Source organism: Leuconostoc sp. C5 (genome assembly GCF_056530425.1).
On record NZ_CP134351.1, the window covers coordinates 1,750,443 to 1,771,549 of the forward strand.

The following is a 21,107-nucleotide window of genomic DNA, read 5'->3' on the forward strand; positions in this document are numbered from 1 at the left end:
AAAATCGATTAGGCGTTGTTGCTTGCATTTTTCTACTCCTTACAAATATCACATCATATATGATGTATTCATCTATCCCCAAACTTCATCGAGGATTTCTTTAACAAGTGCTAACTTAGCCCATTGTTGTTCTTCTGTTAAAATATTACCTTCTTCAGTAGAAGCAAATCCGCATTGTGTTGACAACCATAAACGATCCAATGGCAAATATTTTTCCGCTTCATGGATTCGCTTAATAATGTCTTCCTTCTTTTCTAACTCACCCGTTTTAGTTGTAATCAAGCCGAGAACAACTTTTTTATCCCCTGATACTTTAGCCAAAGGTTCAAAGCCACCTGCTCGTTCTGAATCATATTCTAGGAAGTAACTTGATACATTTTCTTGACCAAATAATTCATCAGCAACCGCATCATAACCACCAGAAGCTGCCCAATCTGAATGATAGTTTCCGCGACAAATATGTGTGTTAATGGTTAAATCTTCTGGTAAGTTAGCAATTGCACCATTGTTCAAGTCTAAATACAGCGCCTTTAGTTGTTTAACATCAAAGCCGGATCCAGCCATTTTTTCCCAGAAATCAGCATCTACTAACATGCCCCATGTACAGTCATCTAATTGAACTGTTTTAGCACCTGCTTCATACAATGCAATAATCTCTTCATGGTAAACACGCTTAATATCTGCAAAAAATTCTTCATCAGAATCATAGAAGTTCGATACAACATCAGCATTTGTACCACGAACTAGTTCTGCATAAAATTGAGATGGCGCCGGAATTGTAATTTTGGCTTCTACGCCCGCTTCATCAGCAAGTGCTTTGAGAAACTTAAAATGCTTAATAAATGGGTGTACATTGGCGTCAAAGCTCAATTTACCATTCAAACGTGCTGAATCATCACGTGTTTCCTCATGAGCGAAGAAGTAGCCTTCGCCGTAGCTTAATCTTTCAACGCCACCAAATCCCCAGAAATTATCCAGATGCCAATATGAACGACGGAATTCGCCATCTGTTACTACTGCTATTCCAGCAGCCACTTGTTGATCAACCAAATGTGCAATCGTTGAATTTTCAACACCTTCAAGTTCTTCTTGTGTCAATTTACCAGCTTCAAAATCTTGCCGTGCTTGTTTTAATTCAGCTGGTCGTAGAAATGAACCAACATGCTGAAATCCTAGTGCCTTTAGTGTCTGTGTTGTCATAATTTTTCCCCTTGTACTTTTTGAATTTTAGTAGTGGTTACAAAACAACAAAAAAGTCCCGCAGTCTAATTAATTTAGACTGCGGGACGACTCGTCGTGTTACCACCCGGTGTTTATGTGTCGACAAAAAGCCTACACACCTCAATATCAATCATCTTTATCATGCTTCGAGAACATCTGTACATGATATTGAGAATTGATGTCGCTATATCGGGCTCTCCCGGCCATTGCTTGCGTCGTTTCAACAAATGAATCAGCGTGCGTTCGCAATAACAGTAACTCCAAGACCATTTTCATGTGTTCGCGTTGTCTACTTTCACCAAATGTAAACTCTCTTTTTAACGCTACAACACTACTTATCTTTTCTTTGTTAAAATAATCATACTATATTATAATAATTTGTCAATACTTTTTTCATTAAACGTTAAACAATTTTACGTTCAAACGCATCACTGGAAATACCTTGTGCCAAGATGATTTTTGCCCATTCCTTAGCTGAATGTAGACTATGATCTTTATAGTTACCACAACTTTCGATTTCTGCTGCGGGCACTTCGGTTACTTCATCACTAACAATTTTTTCCAATACTTTTTTGAAAACTTTAGCTAATGTTTCCGAATCGTAATTTACCCATGAGATAACATGAAATCCAGTACGGCATCCAAATGGTGACATATCAATAATGCCATCAATTTCATCACGAACAAGGCCTGCAAATAAATGTTCTAGTGTATGCAATCCACCCGTTTCAATCGATGTTTCATTAGGTTGTGTTAACCGCAAATCATAATTAGTAATGCTGCCGCCATTAGGACCAGCTTGTGTTTCAATCACACGCACATACGGTGCCTTAACCTTTGTATGATCCAAAGTAAAACTTTCAACAACTGTTTCTGACATTATTTTTCTCCTTCAAGATAAGATAATGGCTTAATGACTTTCGTCTTTGTGCCATACTACTTCTTAGTGACATGCTGTTGGAACGTTTTTGCGCGGTACAACGTTGCCAACATTTTATCTGTCTTATGATCTTTATTGTTAGCCGCGGTTACTATTATATTAACATTTTACAGGTGTGATTGTTAACACATGTGTTCATTCTCAAGCAAGTTGCTCATCAGCAATATGTTTGATCAACGCTAATTTTTTCCATTGATCAGGAATCGTTAAGATATTTCCCTCTTCCGTTGAAGAAAATCCACATTGTGTTGATAGAGCCAAGTTAGACTTAGGCACATAGTTTGCTGCCTCGTCAATTCTGGCAACGACTTCATCAACATCTTCCAAATCTGCTGACTTAGAAGTTAACAATCCTAATACAATTTCAACATTTTGACGATTATTGTATATTTCTTTCAAAGGCTCAAATCCACCCGAACGATCATTATCATATTCTAAGAAAAAGGCATCGTAGTTTAGTTGACCTAGATACTTTGCAATTGGCTCATAACCGCCTTCAAACAAATAAGTCGACTTAAAGTTACCACGACAAATGTGTGTTGCTAATTTCAAGTCCTCTGGTAAGCCAGCCAATGCCTTATTAATTACATAAACATCATCGGCTGCTGTTTTTTCAAACTTTGCACGCTCCTCGGGATTGTCAGCATGACCGTTTAACTGCGCTATCAAGTATGCCCAAGTTGTATCATCAATTTGTACATAACGCGCGCCTAGATCATAGAACTTCTGCAGTGTATCATGATAAGCTTGAGCTAAATCGTCTAAAAAGTCTGACCATGAATCATAATATTTTGACCATAAATCAGAACGGTGATCGCGATTAATAATCAAACTCGGTGATGGGATTGTTTGTTTTGGCTCCACCCCTTCAGGTGTCACTGACTTCAAATATTCAAAATCCTTAAAGAATGGGTGGTCTAAATTAGCATGAACTTTCCCATTTAAACGAACATTAGTTGATCGCGTTTTTTGACCGTGAAACTTGTACGAGTCATTTTGATCATAAAACTCAAATCCACCTAGTTGACCTAAAAAGTCTAAATGCCACCATGAACGATTGAATTCCCCATCAGTGACAGCTGATAGACCAACCTTGACTTGTTCATCAACTAGATTTTTAATTTCATCATGTTGAACTTTTAGTAAATCATCATGCGAAATTTCGCCTTGTGCGTATTGTTCACGCGCTTTTTTCAGGTTTTCTGGACGTAAGTAAGATCCTACTTGATCAAAATGATAATTTAATTTTTTTGTTTCTGTAGTTGTCATGTTCTTCTCCTTAAACACCGGTATTTTAATACCTACACGTAATCTATCAAGCTAAATTAAGGCTAATGCACTATCCAAATCTGCAATCAAATCATCTGCATCCTCTAATCCAACCGAGAAGCGTAGCAAACCAGGTGTAATACCGCATTTGGCCAACTCATCCACGTTTAACTCTGCGTGGCTCATTTTTGGCGGGTAACTAATAATTGTTTCCACTGCTCCTAAACTAACCGAAAATACTGGGATATGTAAGGACTCCACTACTTTCTTAGCATTTTCTTGACTGCCTACATCAAAGCTCAACACCGCCCCACCATTTTTAGCTTGTGAAGCATGAATTTCATAGCCTTTATGTGTTTTTAACCCTGGGTATAAGACATTTGATACTTTTTCATGAGCCTCTAAATGCTCAGCTATTTTATGCGCTGATTCACTTGAATGCGTCATACGAACACCTAGTGTCTTTATGCCACGCAATAACAGCCACGTATCAAAAACGCTAAGCGTTGCCCCGACCGCATTTTGAATAAAATAAACTTGGTCTGCTAATTTTTTATCATTAACTACGACAGCACCAGCAAGAATATCAGAATGTCCTGCCAAAAACTTTGTTGCCGAATGAACCACAATGTCAACACCTAGATCCAAAGGCTTCTGCAAGAATGGTGATAAAAATGTGTTATCAGCAATTGTAAACAACTGATGTTTCTTTGCGATACCAACTACCGCTCGAATATCAGTAATGTTCAAAACTGGGTTTGAGGGTGTTTCAATATACAATGCTTTGGTCTCTGGTTTGATAGCCTGCTCGATTGCTGCCAAATCGCTAAAGTCAACAAAGTCGTGTGTGATACCCCAGCGTGGCAAAACATCTTCTAAAACTCGAAATGTGCCGCCATAAACATGTTTACTAACAACAATATGATCCCCAGCTGATAAGGTAAACAGCACACTACTAATTGCTGCCATTCCAGTACTAAAAAGGTACCCGTACTTTCCATGTTCAAGCTGCGCTAATGCTTTTTCACCCGCGTCACGAGTGGGATTTCCAGAGCGAGCGTAGTCATATTCTCCAAATTCATCAAAAGATTTTTGACTAAAGGTTGAACTTAGTTGAATCGGTGTATTAATTGCACCTGACAGTGGATCATTTGTTGTTGCTGCATCAATAATATTTGTCCAATCACTCATCGCTTTGCTCCTTCAACTGCTTGCCTTAAATCTGCCAATAGGTCCTCTTTATCTTCTAATCCGGCACTCACACGCACCAATTGATTGGTAATACCCAAGTGATCACGCTGCTCTTGACTCATATCGTGATGTGTTTGCACCGCAGGAATCGTAATTAGCGTTTCTGGACCACCCAAGCTTTCCGCAAAAGACCCGATTTGTAATCCTTTCAAAAAAGCATCTACATCATAATCGTTTGACAAATAAAAACTCAACATTCCACCAACACCAGCATATAAGACTTTATCTATACCGGGAATACACGGTAATTTTTTGGCTAAATATTGACCATTTTCATTGTGGCGTTGCATCCGAAGATGCAACGTTTTCAAGCTACGTAACAATAACCAAGAGCTAAACGAATCTAAAACCTGTCCGCGTGTCGTCAGTGATATTTCTAATTTTTCAGCTAAATCATCACTATTAACAATTACTGCTCCAGCCAAAATATCATTATGTCCACCAAGATACTTTGTGGCGGAATGAACGACAATATCCGCGCCAAGTGTCAATGGCTGTTGAAAAATAGGTGTTAAGAAAGTGTTATCAACAGCAATTAAAATATCAGGATTGATGCCTTTTACTTTTGCACTTAACTTCTGAATATCGATTACTTTCATCGTTGGATTAGATGGTGTTTCCAACCAAACAAGTCGCGTGGTTTCGTTAATTAAGGTCGAAATGTCATCCACCCCATTCCAAACATCATAGCTCACGCCACTCTGTTCAACAATGGCATCGAAATAGCGATATGTGCCGCCATATAGATCATCCGAGGTAACAAAATGGTCACCATTTTTAATCAATGACGCAAACAAAAGATCAATCGCTGCCATACCAGAGCTGGTAGCAAATGCCTGCACGCCCTGTTCCAAATCCGCTAACTGCTCTTCCAATATTTGACGTGTGGGTGTTTGTAAACGTGCATAGTCAAAGCCAGATGATTCACCCAAATTGGGATGTCGATAGGCCGTTGAAAAATACAATGGACTAACTACTGCCCCTGTTTTAATGTCATCACTGCCGTTACCGCCCTGTGCTAATAATGTATCAATTTTAATGCTCATAAGTATTTACATTGCGAGGTCCCTAGACCCAGCTTGTTCCTCTCTTGATTTAATGTTGGTATTGTTGATCTTGATGAAATCATCTTTTCCATCAACAGTTCCCCCCAATTTACAAAAAATTTTTCAGCATAAGTCTGCCATGTATTGGTTGGTTTATTATTATAAAAATAGTTCTTAGGCTTAATTGTGTTTGGGTCAATTGCTATATCACGAAGATATTCGTTCTCTAAAGTCTCAGTGTCGTATTCGAAATGTCCAGTAATGTAGGTTGAGTTTACATGTTCATCCCTCAAAATAAATGCGCCCAAAATATCGTCACCAGCAACTTTCAAGCGTCTAGCCACACCAAAATTTGGTACCGTAAAGTAACGAGATTGTGGCATACTAATGTTTTCCAAATCTTTTAATAATGAATGACGTTTAAAAATTTGGCTAGCTTGAAAGACGCCCGAAATTTTTTCTGACAAGGCTTTAACAGGAAAGTTTCTCTCTGCATAGCCAGCGCCATACGCTGCCCAACATGCAAATAGACTTTCAGTTACATGTGTTTTTCGCCATTCTAGTAAATGACGAAATTCATCCCAATAGTCGATTTGTTCAAATTTCATGCGATCCACTGGCGCACCTGTAACGATCATGCCATCGAATTTTTTGTGCCAAATATCGTTGAGTGTGACATAGTTAGTCATAATTGCATCCGTGTCGTGGCGAATTTCATGCTCACTTGGTACTGCAAATGTTACTCGCACATTGATAGGTAAATGACTCAACAATCTTGTGAACTGCTTTTCAGTCTGTAATCGATTAGGCATTAAGTTGACCAAGAGTATATTGATAGTCGGTTCTAATACTTCAAAACGACCGATTACAAAGCTTTCACGCTTCAACAAACCGTTATTTAATATAACACTCATACGTTCCCTCCAAATTCTTAAAAAATAAAAAACGTCCCGTAGTATCTAAAGATACTACGGGACGTTAATTGACGTGTTACCACCCGGTATTTATGTAAACATTGCAAGTTTACACCTCCAAACGTACGCCAAAAAATTTCGTCGAGAACATCTGTGAAAGCTTTGGTTTATACGTTGTCCAGTAACGGGGACGCCCGATTTCAACTTACCGCGTAACACATATGAGTGTTCGCTTGCTCGTATCCGTAAAAAACTCCAAGACCATTTTCCAACTAATTATCTTACCCGCTTTCACCAAACACGAGCTCTCTAACTAAGATTCAAAGATGTACTTATCTTTTCAACGTTTATATTGATTATTACTATAACTTTTAATTTGATATATGTCAATAGTTTTTAATATTTCTCATGGTATTTTTTTATATCTTCTTTCATCTCGGTTTTATATTCAGCATTAAAAACTACTTTATGGTACAATTCTACTAGAATTTAGTGAGGTAAATAAATTATGTACGAACCAACACATAACTCAAATGAAGCTGTTGAGGAACATATAAACAAGCCCGGTCGTCATGTCATGTTTCTTTCTGCAGATTGGTGTGGTGATTGTAAAGCCATAAAGCCTTTTATTCAAACTATCAAAGATGAAATTACACAAACTGCTGAATGGTTTGATGCTGATAGAGACGAAAATATTGATGTCGCAACAAAACACAACATGCGTGGTATTCCATCTTTTGTTTTGTTTGAAAATGGACAAGAAATTTCACGCATCGGACACGGCGAACGCCTAACACCAAAAGAAATCGTAGATTGGTATCATTCAACACTTTAGTTTTAATGCCAAAAATAGCCCATAAATATCGCAAGAAATTACTAAACTTGTGATATTATGGGCTCTTTCTATATTGCGTTAATATGTTAGTTACTACTTTTCAGTATTCTTAATAAATGTCTGAACAATATCTGCTGGAATAGCAAATCCCATGCCTTCAACACTCGTACCGTCCGTAGAAGAAGCTATTTTAGACGAGTTAATACCAACTACTTGACCTTTTAGGTTAATCAATGGTCCACCAGAATTACCAGGATTGATAGCGGCATCTGTCTGAATAGCAGTAGTTGCTGAAGAACCCGTTTCTTCAGCAGAAAGTGTGCGGCGTGGGGCTGAAACAATACCGCTAGTCAAAGAAGTAGCATAATCAGAACCCAAAGGAGAGCCGATTGCTAAGACCTGTTGACCAGACTGCAGTTTTTTGGCATTACCAAAGGATGCTGATGTTTTGATATCTGTGGTTTTTGCCTTTAACAGAGCCAAATCTTTGCTTGAATCTGTGCCAACGATAGTTGCTTGAATTTTTTTACCGCTAGCGGTAATTAATTGTAATTCATCAGAATCAGCTACCACGTGATTATTGGTAATAATATACGCATAGCCACCAGAAATTTTATAAACAACACCTGAACCCTCTGATGCTGTTTCCAATTCAGAACTACTATCTTGCTGATTTTGCTGGAAATATGATGACCAACTACTGCTTGACGATGTTTTCTGTAAATTCTGAACGGTAACCACAGCGTTTTTCACTTTGTTATAAGCCGTTGTTGCCGTATCACTACTTGTGTAAGCTGTTTTGGCAATAGTTGTTGTACCAGCTGAGTTGCTTGTTTTTGTTGTATTTGTACGTTGCTGGAACCAAGAATCTGGTTGCAATCCAGAATAGACAACAAAACTTGCTACCAATGCCGAAACTATAGCAACGATAATTAAAGAATGCTTTTTCATAACTCGCCCTTTCATATGTGTACATTATTGCTTTTCTGACAAAATCCACACCCTATTATATCCATAATAATGACATAAAGTAAATTAAACATTAAAGGGGTAAAATGACTTTAAAAACAGTACCTTGCGGCTGATTATCTGCTACTGTTATTTTACCACCGTGAGCATGAACTACCCATTCAGCAATCGATAATCCAAGTCCGGTACCACCAGTTTGACGATTACCAGTTTTGTCTTCACGATAGAAACGATCGAAGACATGTTTTTTAGCCTCATCACTAATTCCTCGACCGCTATCAGCAATGGTGAGGACAAACTTTTTCTTTTCAATACCTGCTTTCACAGCAATTGTCGCACCAGCATCTGAGTACTTCAATGCGTTATCAAGTAACAAAACTAGTAACTGATGAATTCGTTTCTGATCTATAAAGATCGCTTGATTTACATCAACCTCAAGTGTCACAGCTTTCTCTTCAAACTCTGCCATTTCTTGATATGGTGTAATAATGTTTTCTAAGAATTGCTTGACATCCGTTGATTCTTTTTCAATGGTGGTCATATTAGACCCTGTTTTTGCTAACGTTAACATATTATTTGTTAAAGAATTTAACCGTCGCACTTCAGAAAGCGATAAAATAATAGCATTTGACTGATCACGAACCGTTGATTCCGGTTTTGTCAGCATTGTCTCTAGCTTACCTTGAATAACGGCCATAGGTGTCCGTAATTCATGAGCCGCATTATTAACGAAGTCTTGTTGTTGTTGCCAGGATTTTAATATTGGTTTCATATTTCGCCGAGCAATTAAATATGATACTATCACTAACAAAATACCAAAAAGACCAAAGGACCAGAACAATACTTTCTTAAAATTATTCAAGTTATCCATGGTGTCTGTAACATTAACCGTTACCATACCATGGACTGCAATTTGATTATAGCCCTTAGCAGCATTTTTCTTGAACTGAAAACCAATGATTCGGTAATAATTACCATAAAATTTATAGGTATTGGGTTTAACCGTCATTGTTGCTTTATCAAATTTGATAGCTTGTTGTAGCGCTTTTTGCAAAGCTGCTTGACGTGTATCCTCCGTATTGCTATCAATTATCAACTTACCATTTTTGTCAAATAACCATGTTTCTGTTCGCGTGCTGGTATTATTATACAAAGGTTGTGGCTTCTTGACATCCTTGTCAGAAGTTGAAAGTAAACCATTACTATCATACATCGAAAGCGTCTGATTGATTGCAGAATCCGCACTGTTAAAGACCGTTCGAGTGTATGATACGAAAATGACACTAGCTAAAATTGAAAATATAACAAAAAAGCTGGCGAGTAACCAGATAAATCCACGTACTTGCTGCTTTTTATTGATTGCGTTCGGCATCCTCTACCTCTAGAATAAACCCTATATTACGTAGGGTCTTAATTAAATTATTTTGTCCAACGGCTTCTAATTTTCGACGTAAGTTATTCAAATAAATATTAACAACGTTAATTGTCGTATCTGAATCAATACCCCATACGCGATCAAAAATTTGATCACGAGTGACAATAATATTTTTGTTTTGTGCAAGATAAGTTAAGATATCAAATTCTTTACCGACTAATTTAACCGGTTGACCATGCACTTGCACACCGCGATTTTCTAGGTTAATCATCACATCCCCAACCGCTAGCGTATTATCCTCAGAATAGACCCCTGAACGGCGCAAAAGTGCCTTTACACGAACAAGTAATTCCTCTCGATGAAAGGGCTTCGTTAAATAATCATCAGCACCAACATTGAAACCTTCTATTTTATCATCCAGTGAAGTTTTTGCTGTTAAAATCAAAACTGGCGTTTCAACATCATTTGCGCGCAAATTTTTGATCAACTCTAAGCCAGTTTCGCCAGGTAGCATGAGGTCAGAAATAATCAGGTCATACGGTGCTTCTTGCGCCTCAAATTCACCATCAAGTCCATCTGTAACAGCATTGATATCTGCAAAGTCCTGCAAAAAACCAACAACATTATCTGCTAGATTGACATCGTCTTCGATTAATAGTATTTTAATTGCTTTTGACATTTTCATATTCCTGTTTACCTGTTTTATTACATTTATTATACAAATCGTAGGTTAAAAATAAGTTAAATATAGTGACAACTTTACTTCAACCCCACACTAATCCGCAAAGCATGTGCCACAAGTTGCATTTCATTTGAAGAAGCATTTATATGTGCAATTTTGTCACGTAAGCGGCGCTTATCTATTGTTCGCACTTGCTCTGCCAAAATGACTGAATCTCTTTTCATACCGCTCATATGTTCAGGTAATAATACATGTGTTGGCAACTTCGGTTTAGAAATTTGGGACGTTATCGCAGCGACAATAGTTGTAGGGGAATTGGCATTTCCTACATCATTTTGAATAATCAAAACGGGCCGCACCCCAGCCTGCTCAGAGCCTATTCCTTGCTTTAGATCGGCGTAAAATACGTCACCACGCATAACTGCTTGATGTTCTTCTGTCATAATATTCTCACTTCTATGTACGCGTCGTGAGACGCTTTTTAATAAATTCTAGGCAACCGAGCACCAAAATTTGTTAGTATTTCATGCGGAATCGTCTGAGCATATTCCGCAATCTCTTCTACCGATATTTGATTCTCACCTTCAAGGCCAACCAAAGTTACAGTTTTTCCAACAGGGTATTTCTGCTTTAATGTTATCACAATCTGGTCCATTGTGACACGTCCAATTACATGTTCAATATGTCCATCGACCAAGACCTTCATACCACTCATGCGACGCAGATAGCCATCTGCGTAACCTATAGGCAAAGTAGCTATCCATTGTGGTTTCTCTGCCGTATATGTTGCACCATAACTTACTGACTCGCCAGTTGTCAATTGATGTACTGACCCCAACTTTGATTTCAATTGTAGGGCTGGTTTCAAGGGTAAGGGCATCTTTTTTTCAGGGGCACCAGGATTATACCCATAAAGCACAGAACCGACCCGGATCGTATCCGTATAAATTTCATCATGATGCCAAATCGCAGACCCTGAATTTGCTAAATGCCAGTACTGTTTAGGAATACCAGCTGATTGTACCCACTGATAAAAACGCTGGACTTGTTCATCATAATAGTTTTGATTATTATCATCAGCTGTGGCAAAATGAGTAAACACACCAGCCAATTGAAACTTTTCAGTACCTTGAATCAGATGATACATGTCTTCAACAGCACTTGCTGAATGAGCACCCATTCGACCCATACCAGTATCAACAGCTAATTGAACATCTAGTTTCTGCCCATCTTTGATGTAATTTACTGCCTCATCAAGCCATTCAGTTGTTCCAACAGCTGGTGATAAACGATTTTCCACCATAACTTCTGTTTGGGTAACATCTTGGACACCAAGTAGAAAAATATTTATTTCTGCTTGGGGATAATATTTACGCAGGTCAACACCTTCACCAATCGTCGCTACCGCAAAATCATAGACACCCACCTCAAATAAAGCCCCCACAACTTGTTTTGCACCGTGTCCGTAAGCATTGGCTTTAACCACAGCAATCAATCTTTGTGCGCCCGCATGCCTCATAATTAATTTAGCATTGGTCTGAATTGCCTTTAAATCAATATCTAGCCATGTCGGCCGTAAACATAATATATCATTGTCTGTCATGATAATACTCCTCGTTTAGGAAACAGCTTTATACTCATTTTTTCCAGCAGTGTCAAACGTTCAATAACAACAACCGTATTCACTTGATCACCGCTATGTGTGATTGCAACATAGGTATGATAGGGGAAGTTTTTCACTTTCATTACAGGTCGACCATTTGGCTCATTCAAAATTTCAATATCTTGCCACTGAACTTTCTCACCGATTCCATAGCCGGTGGCTTTTGAAAAAGCCTCTTTGGCAGAGAAACGTCCGGCAATATATTCGTTTTGGTGCTTACCTTTTCGCTCGGCCGCTGCAGCACGTTCTGCCGGCGTCAAAATGAGTGTTATAAAACTCTTCTGACGCTCGACTATTTCTGCAACTCGACTGATCGCTTCTGTGTCATTTCCAATTCCTATAATCATGGTTCTATTGTAACAAAAGGTCAAGTGTTGACAAAGTTTTTTTGCCTACACTTAACCCTTTTGACCCCTATTATTTAAAGTTTTTAAGATTTTTGTCTGTTGGTATCAAATTTTGCCATTTTTTGGATAGATAATTATCATTGATATGATATGTTGGTTCTTGATAACCTCGTGCAAAAAAGGGCTTTATTTTCGTATCAGCAGCTACCCATCCTCGCCATCCCATATGGATGGTGTCCTGCATAAAGTACTTATGTCCACCATCATGAGAAAAGTCAGCAATTTGGTTAAAGCCTTGTGACTTTAACTGTTTTTTTACTTTATCCACACTCTGATAATATCTTTTTGTACTCAGCCCAGTATACTTTGACCACCTTTTATTAACAGGCTGAATAATGAACAAAACGTCAGTATGCTCTTTTGCAAACTCTTGTAATACAGCCTGAAAGTCGGAATACTCATCAGACTGTCGGTAATCAAAATGACTTTGAGAGTTTTCCAGCTTCTTCAAACTTGGTTTGACTCGCATTCTGAAAAATGAGTTTTTTATGCCAAATTTATTATTACCAGTTTGCTTCTTCGCAACTCTCATCGCTTCCCGCTCTAACAACGATACATTATCAGTTTTTGGTAACGACTTTAGTGCTGGTTCAACTTGCTTATCCCAATTATTAGATACTGCAAAATTTGAGAATAGTTGGTCTTCGCGCAATAACATTCTATTTCGTAACATTAGCAAGCTCCGATCAGTTTCTGACAAAGGCTCATTATTTTTAATCTTTGTAATGAGACGAGCATAAAAGCTATTGTCACTAATTTGTTTTTGTTCCAATAATCGTTTCGCAATAAATCGATCAGTTGCACTAATTGTCTTAATGTTTCGTAACCAGTTAACGGTCTGCAACGGTGAGTAAAACTGTGGAAATGCCCACTTACTATCACGTTTGGTAAACCACTGTTGCGAAATAATAAATACTGCCTGCTTTTTATGCAAAGCCGGTGTCATTTCTTGCATCCCCAAGTAATGCGAAAGAGATTCTGTTCCAGCCTGACCAAGCAAAAATGGCTGATAATTACGCTTATACTTTGCTGCCAACACCGTTGGATGCATTGTATCCAAACGGAGGAGTTCGCTTGACCCAAAGAAAGGGACATAATTTGTCTTTGAATTACTAAAGGCCGCCATTTTGACGCTTTCGCCTTTAAAAACATTTTTAGAAAATGACACAGACGCTTTTTGAATATCTTTATTTGATAAATAATTTAATGAAAATGGTGCCAAAAATAGTGCAGTAACCATGACGAATGCCAAGATTACTGGACCAAATATCCACCATAGCCCCCGTTTTTTCAGCATTTTTTTATCCAATCAATGATTCAACTTTAGCAACTACCTTGTTTGGTGTGTTCCATTCATCACGATTAAATTCAGAGACAGGTGCTTGAATATTGAACTTACTTTCTAAATCAAGCAATAATTCTACCGTTGCCATTGAATCTAGCAACCCATTCTCAAAAAAATCATCGTCCATTTGGTCAGAAATGTCTTCACCAATAATTGTGTTTAAGATTTCTACTATTTGTTCTTTCAAGTCCATTATTTTTTCCCTCGATTTCTAATACTATCATTTATATAATAGCTATTATTTTCTATTAGTTTTCTTTACACTAACGTTGGAACCAGATTTTGTCTAACAAACCACTGAATAGTAAGAAACTAATCATTACTACGTTGAATGTTATCACAATCGCTAACACATTCGTAAATTTATTATGCGGTACGTGATGCTTTTTCTTATAGCGTAACCACATATCATTGACAACAAGACCAACACCATGAAACAAGCCATAAGCGATATAGTACCATTTCAATCCGTGCCAAAATCCCATAATCAACATATTAATGATATAAGCCACGTTTGACGTTGTGACTCGACTTTTAAACCATTTTTTCTTCATCATCAGAAACACGAGTCTCATAAAGACAAAGTCACGGAACCAAAATGATAAAGTCATATGCCAACGATTCCAAAACTCTTTTAAGTTTCTGGACAAAAATGGTAAATTAAAGTTCATTGGCACTTCAATTCCCATCACATACCCAGTTGCTACAGCGAACATTGAATATCCAGCAAAGTCAAAAAATAAATTCAAACCGTAAATATACATATACGCTATTATCCACCATGACCATCCGCCTTGAGCGTGTGCAGAAATAATCGCCATACGCTCAACATTTGGCATTAATACCGTTCCCAAAGCATGAGACACGATGAATTTATACAAAAAACCAATGAAAAGGTATTTGACAGCTTTGCCAAGCATTTCTAGATACTTATCGCGTGTCGGTGCTTTCTCAACATCTTTCACGAAACGACGGTACCGATCAATAGGACCTGACGAAATTGTTGGCATAAACAGCATGAACCGCAAGAAAAGCCAAGGATTAAATTCTTGAATCGAACCATCACGTATTTCCATCACCATACCAACTGAACGGAATGTCAAATACGAAATACCCATAAATCCGAGTAAGGTTGTCACTTGCAACCAATTAGCAACTGGTGCAACCTTAATTAATACTAGTGGCAAGATAGCTAAAATAGTTGTGACATAAAACACCCAAGCTTGGTTGTACTTTTTACGATACAAAGTATAGGCCCAAACAAGCAGCCATTGCCAAATCATGTAGATAATTAATGCGATACCTTCATGGTATTTCTCACCATCAAACATCAAGAAAATAAAGACAAGTGAGACCAGCACTTCATACCAAGCTATACGCTTTCCAAAGTATAAACCAATGGCTAGAGGCACTAGAGCCAACAATAAAATAATGAAGTACTGCGGATCTGCATAGGGTTGTAGATTAAGCATTGCCATTCACCTCAGCAATCAACCCTTTTAAATCAATTTTACCATTTGGTGTTAATGGCATTGACTCGCGATATATAAATCGACTCGGCATCATATAAGGCATCATAATGTCTTTCATGCCATCTTTAATTGCATTTGTTAACAACATAGGTTTAGAAAAGTCATTTTCTTTGGGCACCACAATGGCCAACAGCTGCTTAACTTTACCATCAGCGTCATAACGTGGAACAGCGACTACTTGTTCTATCCATTGACTTTGTTGTAATTGTTGCGCAACTTCTTCCAATTCAATTCGGAACCCATGTAATTTGATTTGAAAATCACTACGTCCTTTATAATGCAACAAACCATTTTCATCAACTGTTGCTAAATCACCGGTTTTATATGCCTGTTCACCGTTAAATTTCGTAAAAGCGTCATTTGTTTTTTCAGGGTTGTTCAAATAACCTTTGGAAACCGAAGGGCCAGAAATCACAATTTCGCCTTTTTCCCCAGAAGAAACTTCTTGGTCATTGCTATCTTGAATACTAATTAACGTATCTTTCTTTACGTACCCAATTGGCATTTTATCGTAGTTTTCGATGATTTTCTTGGTAATGCGTATACTTGAAACAGCAACTGTGGCTTCTGTCGGCCCATACGTATTGTATATTTTCACCTTTGGAAAGCGCGCTAGTAACTTCTCTGCTGTCGTACGTGTTAGTACTTCGCCACAAAACAAAAACACCTTCAAATTTGGATTGTTCGCTTGATTAAATTCTGGATCCAGAAGGGCAACATCAGCAAATGATGGCGTCGACACCCATGTAGTTAAATCTAACTTTGGTAAAGTGGCAAATAATAGTTTAAAGTCCTCAGCTACTGATTTGGGTAATGCTTTCAAAGTCCCACCCGTAACAATTGTGGGAACCCAATCCATCACTGATAAATCAAAAGAATATGGTGGCTGTGATAACACATTACTGCCTTCTTGCCAGTCAAATGTGTCGCCGATCATCCAATTAGTAAAGCTTAGTAAATTATGATGTGAAATTTGAACGCCCTTTGGACGCCCTGTTGTCCCAGAAGTGAAAATAATATAAAAATTATCATTTTCTTGAACAGAATGTGTCAATTCATAAGGTACATTCGTAGAAAATATACGATCCAGATGTTGTTTATCAATCATTAAAATATCTGAAATTGATGTTGGTAACTCATCAATAGCTAAGATCACTGCAGGCTTAGCAATTTCAATAATATCTGTCAATCTTTCCTCTGCTGAATTAACATCAACTGGAATGTAGGCATGCCCTGATTTAGCACTGCCTAAGAAACTGGCAATCATTTCAAATTGCTGCCCACCATACACCATAACTGGCGCTTTTTCCGGCAAATTTAGTTCATCTAAAGCATGAGCTAAACTATCAGATGCTTTTTTCAGTTGCTCATAAGTATGCTTTTCCCCCAGTTCATCATACGCAACTTTTTTAGGCTGCGTTGTCGCGATGAGATCAACCTGTTTTAACACATTATCAATCATGTGTGCTCCCCCATTTAAAATTCATTGTAAAGAAAATGTCCTTCCCCAACGCCAGAATAGCCGTATAAGTACAAAAGTGATAAAATGATTAAGAAATAAAAAACAGTACGCCCAACAAAATTAATAACTGGATGTTGGAAAAAATGCTTTAACATTCGCAGTAACCCCCGTATAAATTGTCTCTTTAAAAGCTATTTATTTTAACTTTAAAGTATCGTCAATAATATAATGAACCTTATTATAACATACATATTTCAGAATGTTAAATTTATATATCAAAGAATGGAACGATAGATTACTATGATTAAAAAATGTTTCTCGCTTATTGTTAAACTAGACAATATTGTATTAAAAAACCATGTTTTCCAAGCAATATTCTCAGCAATGCGACAAACACTCCCCGTTCTGGCAATCGACGTTTACTTGCGTCTGTTGTTCGTATTATTTTTAGCACCGAATGCTTTATTCCCTGTCATTTTTAATATCAATTTAAAAATAACAGGCCTGCAAATAATTCTTTCTATTTTGGACGTCGTTATTCTCATGATTTTTGCCGCTGCCTTGACAAATAAATACCTAATCTACCGCGGCATAAAAAATAACATATTACCAATATTAACCAATTTTTTGGCCACCTACCTCCTTTTCACTGTCAATACACAGGATTTTTCACATAATGTTTCACAATATTTAGTGGTCACCGTATTAACTTTGCTCAGTAGTGAATCCTATTATCAATACCAAAGACTCTTTCGTAAAACCCTACAACCTTATTCGGCAAGATTTTTAGTTTGGTCCGCTTTTATCCTTGGCCTCTATTTTTTGGTTCAACCGTATGTTCAACAAACTACGTTACAGTTACTAATCAGTAGTATTTTGTCATCTAATTTCTTCACAACATTCGTTGGTCTCCTACTAGTAGGAGCATGTGCACCAGTTTTGTATTGGTTAGGCATTGCATTGCCGAACGAACTAACTTCCAATCAAACAACAATTAATGCTGTCGTCAAAAATTTAGATGTTATTTTGAAAAATACTCACGCGACATTGCCATACCCTGAAAATCTCTATAGTGTGTATGGTACGTTTTCATTACTTGGTGGCATTGGCAATACACTAGCAATTAGTTTTTTACTTTTATTTATGTCATCAAAAAGAAAGCAAAATTTAGGACTGTTATCCGTATTCCCTAGCTTATTCAATAATAATCAATTGCTTTATTTTGGATTACCATTATTCTTAAGACCTCTAATGTTGGTTCCTATGATTTTGTCTAGCGTAGCAGGCACCTTGGTTGGCTATGTAGCAATTGCCACACATTTGATAAAGCCGGCTTCCCTAGTGATACCAAATAATGCTCCTAATTTATTAACTGCATTCTTAGGAAGCAGTAAATTATCTTCCTTAATTGTGGTAGCAATAGTCTTTGGGTTGACGGTATTGATTTACAAGCCATTTATCGAACTTGATAACGCTGAGGTACAAAATGAGAAATAAACTAATCATCTTATCCAGTTTCATATTATTAATAGTAATTGGTATTTTTAGTCATAGTTGGGTTGTCCACACTCGTACCACACAATCGAAAATACAAACATCACATATGTCACCAATTATTCTAATTCCGGGTTCAAGTGCTTCAGTCAATCGATTTGATAGTCTATTAACTAAGCTCAACACTAAGAGCCAGCGACACGATATTTTAAAAGTTTGGGTCACTAAAGATGGTAAATTGGTATACAGTGGCAAAATTCGATCTAGTGATGAGCAACCATTTATTGTCGTTGGCTTTCAAAACAATGCTGATGGTTACGACAATATTAAAAAGCAGGCTAAGTGGCTAAATACTGCTCTTATTGATTTACAAGATCGTTATCATTTCCATAATTTCCAAGGAATTGGCCACTCAAACGGCGGGCTCATTTGGACTAGATATTTAGAAAATTACTACAGTTCTGATAGTTTCAATATGGCAACTTTAATGACGCTAGGTACCCCCTTTAACTTCTCTGAGTCCTCATCACAACGTCGCACAGTCATGTTAAAAGACTTTATTGAAAAAAATACCAAATTACCCTCTAATTTGGTTATGTATTCGATAGCTGGTACTGAAGATTATACAGATGACGGAATCGTTCCAGTTCAAAGTGTTTTAGCCGGAAAGTATATTTTTCAAAAACATGTCAAATCCTATACTCAAATTACTGTTTCTGGAGATGATGCGCAACATTCAAGTCTCCCAGAAAATACAGAAGTTGTGAAATTAATACAAGAACATATACTTAAGGAAAACACTAATAATAACTTTCGAAAACCACAATAAAAGCAGCCCAGATGGGCTGCTTTTATTTTATAGCAATCTCTTGTATGATCTTTTTTAAACGATATTGCATTTGCTCAAATCGTCTTTTTTCACTATCTTCAATATCATATTTAAGTACCCCTATGATTTGTAATAGTGCTTCTTTGAAAGCAACGGATTCAGCCATATTTATTTTTGAAAGTGATTCACGCAATGCAAAAATATGCTCTGGATTATATGTGTCAGTTCCCACATTAATAGTCGTTAAATCGTCATCCATAGCCAGCATTTTATAGTTAAATTGCGCTTTTTCAGTGTAGTGATGACGAACTAAATCAGTAGCCCTATTTGATAACGCCGTAATAAAATAAGTCGAAAATTTAGCCCGTGGTCGATTACAATCATACTTTTGTACACACTTCATCAGGATTTCTAATCCCTCTGAATACCAATCATCCTGTTTCATTCGACCGCTAATCTTTCGCGAATGCACATCAAATATAGCCGCTTTCAAATGTTTAATCAATACATTATACGCAAATTCGTGCCCCCTTTGCGCCGCGATAACTGCTCCAATTAATCTATCTGTCCCCAATTATATACTCCCGCCATATTAGTAGTTTAATCAACTACTTATAACGGATTTCGTGAATTATATCCTTGATAAATCAACAAACTAGCAGCAACACTAGCATTCAAACTCTGAACATGCCCCACCATTGGAATCGTGACCATACCATCAACTTTTTTCTTTAATAATGGCGAAATGCCTCTCCCTTCATTACCAATAATCAACGCTACCGCGCCATTTGCATCCCAACGGCGATAATCATCACCAGCCATGTCTGTTCCAAAAACCCAAACATTACGCTTCTTAAGCTCTTCCACTATATTTACTAAGTTCGTCACTCGAGCAACAGGAACATGTTCAATGGCTCCAGTAGATGTCTTAGCAACGGTTGCCGTCAGTTGAACTGCCCGACGTTTTGGAATAATAATACCGTGAACTCCAGCTGCATCAGCAGTACGCAAAATAGACCCTAAGTTGTGTGGATCTTCAATGCCATCTAAAATGACAAAAAATGGTGCTTCGCCTTTTTTGTCAGCCTGTTCAAATAAATCATCAATTGACGCGTACTCAAAGGCCGCCACACTTAAAACAACACCTTGATGATTACCACCATCGGTTAGCTCATCTAGTTTTGACTTTGGTGCCTGCTGAATAACCAACTTCTTCTTCTTGGCCAATTGCGTAATTTCGTTACGAATTTTGTCTTGTAATCCTGTTTGTAGCCAAACCTTATTTATTTCTTGCGTGCTTTTTAACGATTCAACACTGGCATGATGCCCGTAAACGAATTCTGTTGATTCTGTTGGTTTCATTTGTTTGTACTCCCTGTCTCCACCTGTTCAAAAATCCATGTCATTAGTTCTAAGATGCGCTCATGTTGTTCAGACATATACAAATAACCAAATAATGCTTCAACACCTGTTGAAATTCGATACGTAATGGCATCAGTATTTTTTGCTTTTGTATGTGACTTAGCATTACGACCACGTTTGAAATAATCTAATTCATCATCGGTTAGGATATTGCTTACCATCATTTGCTCAAATAACGCAGCATGCGCTTTCGCGGAAACATAATGTTTACTACGTTTTTGTAGTTCATTTACTTTTGTTAAGCCTAAAGACAATAAGTGCCGTCGTACTTCTAGTTCATAGATTGCATCGCCAATATAAGCCAGCGATAATCCGTTCATTTGTCTGTAATTTAAATTATGCATAATTCAATTATACGCAATTATATTGACTTGCGTACAAATTTCAATAAATGTTCTGCAGAACTATTTAAGTTTACCTATTTTTAATGAATATGAGAAGCTCTTTGGCA

Annotated in this window: 23 protein-coding genes and 1 other annotated feature; of the genes, 3 read left to right on the forward strand and 20 right to left on the reverse strand. The window is 37.4% G+C overall.

The window, feature by feature from the left end; translation table 11 throughout:
• Window positions 1–72: 72 nt before the first annotated feature.
• The 6 genes from RHP56_RS08935 to RHP56_RS08960 form a co-directional block, all read right to left on the reverse strand.
• Window positions 73–1,200 carry a 5-methyltetrahydropteroyltriglutamate--homocysteine S-methyltransferase gene (locus RHP56_RS08935; protein ID WP_042252339.1) on the reverse strand — a complete coding sequence of 376 codons (1,128 nt, stop codon included), beginning with the start codon at window positions 1,198–1,200 and terminating at the stop codon, window positions 73–75.
• Between the two features lie 424 nt (window positions 1,201–1,624).
• Window positions 1,625–2,101 carry an S-ribosylhomocysteine lyase gene (locus tag RHP56_RS08940; RefSeq protein WP_002815828.1) on the reverse strand — a complete coding sequence of 159 codons (477 nt, stop codon included), beginning with the start codon at window positions 2,099–2,101 and terminating at the stop codon, window positions 1,625–1,627.
• Window positions 2,102–2,302: 201 nt separating this feature from the next.
• Entirely contained in the window at window positions 2,303–3,430 is a 1,128-nt protein-coding gene (locus RHP56_RS08945) for a vitamin B12 independent methionine synthase (RefSeq protein ID WP_025268485.1), read from the reverse strand.
• 51 nt (window positions 3,431–3,481) lie between these two features.
• Window positions 3,482–4,621, reverse strand: coding sequence for a trans-sulfuration enzyme family protein (locus tag RHP56_RS08950; protein WP_011680396.1), 1,140 nt, complete (start codon window positions 4,619–4,621; stop codon window positions 3,482–3,484).
• Complete coding sequence (locus RHP56_RS08955; protein ID WP_011680397.1) at window positions 4,618–5,727, reverse strand: trans-sulfuration enzyme family protein; 1,110 nt, start codon at window positions 5,725–5,727, stop codon at window positions 4,618–4,620. Before RHP56_RS08955 ends, RHP56_RS08950 begins: the two co-directional genes overlap by 4 nt.
• Entirely contained in the window at window positions 5,724–6,641 is a 918-nt protein-coding gene (locus RHP56_RS08960; protein WP_102753611.1) for a homoserine O-succinyltransferase, read from the reverse strand. The genes RHP56_RS08955 and RHP56_RS08960 overlap by 4 nt, the downstream gene beginning before the upstream one ends.
• Window positions 6,642–6,695: 54 nt before the next feature.
• Window positions 6,696–6,994, reverse strand: a binding site (T-box leader).
• Window positions 6,995–7,149: 155 nt separating this feature from the next.
• Between RHP56_RS08960 and RHP56_RS08965 the strand changes: the two genes are divergently transcribed.
• Entirely contained in the window at window positions 7,150–7,476 is a 327-nt protein-coding gene (locus tag RHP56_RS08965; RefSeq protein WP_050884419.1) for a thioredoxin family protein, read from the forward strand.
• Window positions 7,477–7,569: 93 nt separating this feature from the next.
• Here RHP56_RS08965 and RHP56_RS08970 read toward each other — a convergent pair whose 3' ends face one another.
• The 11 genes from RHP56_RS08970 to RHP56_RS09020 all read right to left on the reverse strand — a co-directional run bounded on the left by RHP56_RS08970 (window position 7,570) and on the right by RHP56_RS09020 (window position 17,066).
• Complete coding sequence (locus RHP56_RS08970) at window positions 7,570–8,427, reverse strand: S1C family serine protease (protein WP_010280582.1); 858 nt, start codon at window positions 8,425–8,427, stop codon at window positions 7,570–7,572.
• Between the two features lie 91 nt (window positions 8,428–8,518).
• Window positions 8,519–9,817, reverse strand: a complete 1,299-nt coding sequence (locus RHP56_RS08975; RefSeq protein ID WP_010280580.1) for a sensor histidine kinase — start codon at window positions 9,815–9,817, stop codon at window positions 8,519–8,521.
• Complete coding sequence (locus tag RHP56_RS08980; RefSeq protein WP_011680398.1) at window positions 9,798–10,499, reverse strand: response regulator transcription factor; 702 nt, start codon at window positions 10,497–10,499, stop codon at window positions 9,798–9,800. Before RHP56_RS08980 ends, RHP56_RS08975 begins: the two co-directional genes overlap by 20 nt.
• 80 nt (window positions 10,500–10,579) lie before the next feature.
• Window positions 10,580–10,945 (reverse strand): type II toxin-antitoxin system PemK/MazF family toxin, encoded by a 366-nt coding sequence (locus tag RHP56_RS08985; RefSeq protein WP_002815839.1) that lies wholly within the window; start codon window positions 10,943–10,945, stop codon window positions 10,580–10,582.
• A gap of 38 nt (window positions 10,946–10,983) precedes the next feature.
• Window positions 10,984–12,105: an alanine racemase gene (gene alr, locus RHP56_RS08990; protein WP_011680399.1), complete on the reverse strand. Its 1,122-nt coding sequence runs from the start codon at window positions 12,103–12,105 to the stop codon at window positions 10,984–10,986.
• Complete coding sequence (acpS, locus tag RHP56_RS08995; RefSeq protein WP_002815841.1) at window positions 12,102–12,512, reverse strand: holo-ACP synthase; 411 nt, start codon at window positions 12,510–12,512, stop codon at window positions 12,102–12,104. The genes alr and acpS overlap by 4 nt, the downstream gene beginning before the upstream one ends.
• A gap of 70 nt (window positions 12,513–12,582) precedes the next feature.
• Window positions 12,583–13,869, reverse strand: coding sequence for a D-alanyl-lipoteichoic acid biosynthesis protein DltD (gene dltD / locus RHP56_RS09000; RefSeq protein WP_102753610.1), 1,287 nt, complete (start codon window positions 13,867–13,869; stop codon window positions 12,583–12,585).
• Window positions 13,870–13,873: 4 nt separating this feature from the next.
• Window positions 13,874–14,110: a D-alanine--poly(phosphoribitol) ligase subunit DltC gene (gene dltC, locus RHP56_RS09005; RefSeq protein WP_010292689.1), complete on the reverse strand. Its 237-nt coding sequence runs from the start codon at window positions 14,108–14,110 to the stop codon at window positions 13,874–13,876.
• 70 nt (window positions 14,111–14,180) lie between these two features.
• Window positions 14,181–15,389 carry a D-alanyl-lipoteichoic acid biosynthesis protein DltB gene (gene dltB / locus RHP56_RS09010; RefSeq protein ID WP_102753609.1) on the reverse strand — a complete coding sequence of 403 codons (1,209 nt, stop codon included), beginning with the start codon at window positions 15,387–15,389 and terminating at the stop codon, window positions 14,181–14,183.
• Window positions 15,382–16,911, reverse strand: coding sequence for a D-alanine--poly(phosphoribitol) ligase subunit DltA (gene dltA / locus RHP56_RS09015; protein ID WP_050884413.1), 1,530 nt, complete (start codon window positions 16,909–16,911; stop codon window positions 15,382–15,384). The genes dltB and dltA overlap by 8 nt, the downstream gene beginning before the upstream one ends.
• Before the next feature lie 14 nt (window positions 16,912–16,925).
• A complete protein-coding gene (locus tag RHP56_RS09020) occupies window positions 16,926–17,066 on the reverse strand; it encodes a teichoic acid D-Ala incorporation-associated protein DltX (protein ID WP_002815850.1) in 141 nt (46 codons plus the stop codon).
• Window positions 17,067–17,211: 145 nt separating this feature from the next.
• Here RHP56_RS09020 and RHP56_RS09025 point away from each other — a divergent pair, with 145 nt between their 5' ends.
• Both RHP56_RS09025 and RHP56_RS09030 read left to right on the forward strand, forming a co-directional pair.
• The gene (locus tag RHP56_RS09025; protein WP_050884412.1) at window positions 17,212–18,408 is read left to right on the forward strand and encodes a PTS transporter subunit EIIC; all 1,197 of its coding nucleotides are present in this window, start codon (window positions 17,212–17,214) and stop codon (window positions 18,406–18,408) included.
• Window positions 18,398–19,234 (forward strand): alpha/beta hydrolase, encoded by an 837-nt coding sequence (locus tag RHP56_RS09030; protein ID WP_042252365.1) that lies wholly within the window; start codon window positions 18,398–18,400, stop codon window positions 19,232–19,234. Before RHP56_RS09025 ends, RHP56_RS09030 begins: the two co-directional genes overlap by 11 nt.
• A gap of 22 nt (window positions 19,235–19,256) precedes the next feature.
• Here the strand turns inward: RHP56_RS09030 and RHP56_RS09035 are convergent, their stop codons facing one another.
• From RHP56_RS09035 to RHP56_RS09045, 3 genes are read right to left on the reverse strand one after another with little or no spacing between them, the layout of a single operon-like run.
• The gene (locus RHP56_RS09035; protein WP_011680405.1) at window positions 19,257–19,808 is read right to left on the reverse strand and encodes a sigma-70 RNA polymerase sigma factor region 4 domain-containing protein; all 552 of its coding nucleotides are present in this window, start codon (window positions 19,806–19,808) and stop codon (window positions 19,257–19,259) included.
• Window positions 19,809–19,846: 38 nt separating this feature from the next.
• The gene (rlmB, locus tag RHP56_RS09040) at window positions 19,847–20,596 is read right to left on the reverse strand and encodes a 23S rRNA (guanosine(2251)-2'-O)-methyltransferase RlmB (RefSeq protein WP_010287895.1); all 750 of its coding nucleotides are present in this window, start codon (window positions 20,594–20,596) and stop codon (window positions 19,847–19,849) included.
• Window positions 20,593–21,000 (reverse strand): Mini-ribonuclease 3, encoded by a 408-nt coding sequence (locus tag RHP56_RS09045; RefSeq protein ID WP_102753796.1) that lies wholly within the window; start codon window positions 20,998–21,000, stop codon window positions 20,593–20,595. Before RHP56_RS09045 ends, rlmB begins: the two co-directional genes overlap by 4 nt.
• Window positions 21,001–21,107 lie beyond the last annotated feature (107 nt).

Excerpts from the sequence above, each read along its gene's own strand:
- RHP56_RS08935 (WP_042252339.1), bottom strand. The coding sequence starts at position 1,200 with ATGACAACACAGACACTAAAGGCACTAGGATTTCAGCATGTTGGTTCA.
- RHP56_RS09020 (WP_002815850.1), bottom strand. The coding sequence starts at position 17,066 with ATGTTAAAGCATTTTTTCCAACATCCAGTTATTAATTTTGTTGGGCGT.
- RHP56_RS09025 (WP_050884412.1), top strand. The coding sequence starts at position 17,212 with ATGATTAAAAAATGTTTCTCGCTTATTGTTAAACTAGACAATATTGTA.
- RHP56_RS08950 (WP_011680396.1), bottom strand. The coding sequence starts at position 4,621 with ATGAGTGATTGGACAAATATTATTGATGCAGCAACAACAAATGATCCA.
- RHP56_RS08985 (WP_002815839.1), bottom strand. The coding sequence starts at position 10,945 with ATGACAGAAGAACATCAAGCAGTTATGCGTGGTGACGTATTTTACGCC.
- RHP56_RS08970 (WP_010280582.1), bottom strand. The coding sequence starts at position 8,427 with ATGAAAAAGCATTCTTTAATTATCGTTGCTATAGTTTCGGCATTGGTA.
- RHP56_RS09030 (WP_042252365.1), top strand. The coding sequence starts at position 18,398 with ATGAGAAATAAACTAATCATCTTATCCAGTTTCATATTATTAATAGTA.
- RHP56_RS08960 (WP_102753611.1), bottom strand. The coding sequence starts at position 6,641 with ATGAGTGTTATATTAAATAACGGTTTGTTGAAGCGTGAAAGCTTTGTA.
- dltC (WP_010292689.1), bottom strand. The coding sequence starts at position 14,110 with ATGGACTTGAAAGAACAAATAGTAGAAATCTTAAACACAATTATTGGT.
- RHP56_RS08940 (WP_002815828.1), bottom strand. The coding sequence starts at position 2,101 with ATGTCAGAAACAGTTGTTGAAAGTTTTACTTTGGATCATACAAAGGTT.
- RHP56_RS08975 (WP_010280580.1), bottom strand. The coding sequence starts at position 9,817 with ATGCCGAACGCAATCAATAAAAAGCAGCAAGTACGTGGATTTATCTGG.
- dltA (WP_050884413.1), bottom strand. The coding sequence starts at position 16,911 with ATGATTGATAATGTGTTAAAACAGGTTGATCTCATCGCGACAACGCAG.
- RHP56_RS08980 (WP_011680398.1), bottom strand. The coding sequence starts at position 10,499 with ATGTCAAAAGCAATTAAAATACTATTAATCGAAGACGATGTCAATCTA.
- alr (WP_011680399.1), bottom strand. The coding sequence starts at position 12,105 with ATGACAGACAATGATATATTATGTTTACGGCCGACATGGCTAGATATT.
- RHP56_RS09045 (WP_102753796.1), bottom strand. The coding sequence starts at position 21,000 with ATGCATAATTTAAATTACAGACAAATGAACGGATTATCGCTGGCTTAT.
- acpS (WP_002815841.1), bottom strand. The coding sequence starts at position 12,512 with ATGATTATAGGAATTGGAAATGACACAGAAGCGATCAGTCGAGTTGCA.
- rlmB (WP_010287895.1), bottom strand. The coding sequence starts at position 20,596 with ATGAAACCAACAGAATCAACAGAATTCGTTTACGGGCATCATGCCAGT.
- dltD (WP_102753610.1), bottom strand. The coding sequence starts at position 13,869 with ATGCTGAAAAAACGGGGGCTATGGTGGATATTTGGTCCAGTAATCTTG.
- dltB (WP_102753609.1), bottom strand. The coding sequence starts at position 15,389 with ATGCTTAATCTACAACCCTATGCAGATCCGCAGTACTTCATTATTTTA.
- RHP56_RS08945 (WP_025268485.1), bottom strand. The coding sequence starts at position 3,430 with ATGACAACTACAGAAACAAAAAAATTAAATTATCATTTTGATCAAGTA.
- RHP56_RS08955 (WP_011680397.1), bottom strand. The coding sequence starts at position 5,727 with ATGAGCATTAAAATTGATACATTATTAGCACAGGGCGGTAACGGCAGT.
- RHP56_RS08965 (WP_050884419.1), top strand. The coding sequence starts at position 7,150 with ATGTACGAACCAACACATAACTCAAATGAAGCTGTTGAGGAACATATA.